Source organism: Mesorhizobium sp. M0998 (genome assembly GCF_040318885.1).
GTDB lineage: Bacteria > Pseudomonadota > Alphaproteobacteria > Rhizobiales > Rhizobiaceae > Mesorhizobium.
The window spans coordinates 1-2,534 of sequence record NZ_JAMYND010000098.1 but is presented as its reverse complement, the minus strand read 5'-3'; the positions used below and the strand labels follow the sequence as shown (position 1 = coordinate 2,534).

Annotated in this window: 2 protein-coding genes; both read left to right on the top strand. The window is 66.7% G+C overall.

Going from position 1 to position 2,534, the window contains the following annotated elements; translation table 11 throughout:
* Positions 1-129: 129 nt before the first annotated feature.
* Entirely contained in the window at positions 130-1,038 is a 909-nt protein-coding gene (locus tag NKH59_RS33180; protein WP_352692017.1) for a tyrosine-type recombinase/integrase, read from the top strand.
* Between the two features lie 3 nt (positions 1,039-1,041).
* A complete protein-coding gene (locus NKH59_RS33175; RefSeq protein ID WP_352692019.1) occupies positions 1,042-2,235 on the top strand; it encodes an IS91 family transposase in 1,194 nt (397 codons plus the stop codon).
* Positions 2,236-2,534: the final 299 nt, after the last annotated feature.

Below are 2,534 nucleotides of genomic sequence, written 5' to 3'. Positions count from 1 at the left end.
GAACGAACCCGCTGCGCGGGAGGGGCGCCTGCGGTTGAGGTAGAGATCAAGAACCGGTCGTCGCGCTCGCGTTGAGCGTCGTTCGGCTCGAGCAGAGCATGGCGGGCTTCTTCAACAAGGAGCCTGACCATGCACCATCCTATTCTCGATGCCCGGATCAGCCCGCTGCGCCAGCGGCTGATCGACGACATGAACATGCGGCGTTTCTCACGCGAGACGCAGCGCAACTATCTCCGCGATATCGGACGCTTGGCGACATTCCTCGGGCGTTCACCAGACACAGCGACCGCCGACGACCTACGTCGGTTTCAGATCGAGCAGCAGGAAGACGGCGTTCCCGTGCCGACGATGAACAGCATCGTGTCGGCGCTGCGCTTCTTCTTCACCCAAACGCTCGACCGCCCGGACCTGGCGCGTCGGCTCGTCCGGCTGGCGCATCCGCGCAACCTGCCCGTGGTGCTCAGCCGCGACGAGGTGGCCCGGCTGCTCAACGCCACCACCTGCCTCAAGCACCAGGCCGCATTGTCAGTCGCCTATGGCGCGGGCCTGCGTGTCGCCGAGGTGTCGATGCTGAAGGTTGCCGACGTCGACAGCGAGCGCATGCTGCTGCGCGTCGAGCGTGGCAAGGGCGGGCGCTATCGCAACGCCATGCTCTCGGAGGACCTGCTCACGCTTCTGCGTGAGTGGTGGAAGGTCGGACGTCAGCAGGGCGTGATGCACCGCGACGGCTGGCTGTTCCCCGGACAGCACGCGATGAAGCCGATCAGCACGCGGCAGCTCTATCGCATCGTCGTCGAGGCGGCCCAGGCCGCCGACATCGCCAAGCGGGTCGGGCCGCACACGCTGCGCCACAGCTTCGCCACCCACCTGCTGGAGGACGGCACCGACATCCGCATCATCCAGGTCCTGCTCGGGCATGCCAAGCTCAACAACACCGCCCTTTACGCGAAGGTGGCGACCCGCACGGTGCGTGCCGTGACGAGCCCGCTCGACAAACTCGGGCTGTTCAAGCCGGGAGAGATCTCGCCTGACGGTTGAGCCGTGCGCGCCTCGATCGAGGTCGCCGGCATCTTCCGTGCTGCCGGACCCGCCTATCGGGCCGCCCATGCAGGTCATCTGAGCCTCGCCCAGCTCAAGGTCATGTCGGCGATCGAGCATTGCCGCACCGCAGCCCTTGGCGGTCACGTCGAAGCCTGCGAGGACTGCGGCCAATGGCGGATCGCCTACAACTCCTGCCGCAACCGGCACTGCCCGAAGTGCCAGGGCGCGGCCGCACGGACGTGGTTGGCCGAGCGTGAGGCCGACCTGCTGCCGGTCGGCTACTTCCATGTCGTGTTCACGCTGCCCGCCGAGGTCGCCGACATCGCGTTCCAGAACAAGGCGCTCGTCTACGACCTGCTGTTCAAGGCGGCAGCGGAGACGATGCTGACGATCGCTACGGATCCGAAGCATCTCGGCGCGCGCATCGGCATCACCGCCGTCTTACACACATGGGGATCGGCGATGACGCACCATCCGCATGTCCACATGATCGTGCCGGGCGGCGGCATCGCGCCGGACGGAAGCCGGTGGATATCGTCGCGCCCGGCCTTCCTGCTCCCGGTGAGGGTTCTCGGCAAGCTGTTCCGCCGCCTGTTTCTCACCCGGCTGGTCGCGCTGCACGAGGCGGGCCGGCTCAGCTTCTTCGGGTCGATCGCGCACCTGATCGAGCGGCGGGCATTCCTGCGCCATCTTGCTCCCATCCGGAAGAAGCGCTGGGTGGTCTATGCCAAAGCGCCGTTCGCCGGGCCTGAAGCGGTGCTCGCCTACCTGTCGCGCTACACGCACCGGGTCGCGATCTCGAACAGCCGCCTCATCCGCTTCGATGATGACGGGGTCACCTTCCGCTACAAGGACTACCGCCGCGACGGCGCCGACCGGCAGCAGCTCATGACGCTCGCGACCGACGAGTTCATCCGCCGCTTCCTGCTCCACGTGTTGCCAAAGGGATTCCACCGCATCCGGCATTGCGGCCTGCTTGCCGGCTCTGCTCGCAGGGCCAGCCTCGCGCTTGTTCGTGAACTCCTGAACGTCACCGCACCGTCCGACGATGACACCACGGACGAACCGGACAACTTCCGCCCGCCATGCCCCTGCTGTGGCGGCCGCATGATCGTGATCGAGGTGTTCGAACGACGGAGGCAGCCGCGCGGACCGCCAAACGGTTCCCCGTCGACCGGGAGCAGCACGCCATGACCCGGCATGGAATGGTTCAGCCTTCAGCTGCAGGCACTCAGCCTCCGGCAACGGATCGACGCACGCCTATGGTGATTATCGACGCCGACAGAGCCGCGCCCAGCCGTCCACCGTCCCGACAACACCGCGCGGAGGCGCAACGAAGCGGTCTGTCCGCATTCACCTCAGCGCTTCCCAGCGGCGGTCGCGCCATCGCCGACACCAGCCGCAAATCGAAATCCCCATAACCATCGCCTGTGGCCCGCGGGTTCCTTCCTCGGGGACTTTCGTACGCCTGCCGGCGCCCGAAACTCTTCACG

Excerpts from the sequence above, each read along its gene's own strand:
- NKH59_RS33180 (WP_352692017.1), top strand. The coding sequence starts at position 130 with ATGCACCATCCTATTCTCGATGCCCGGATCAGCCCGCTGCGCCAGCGG.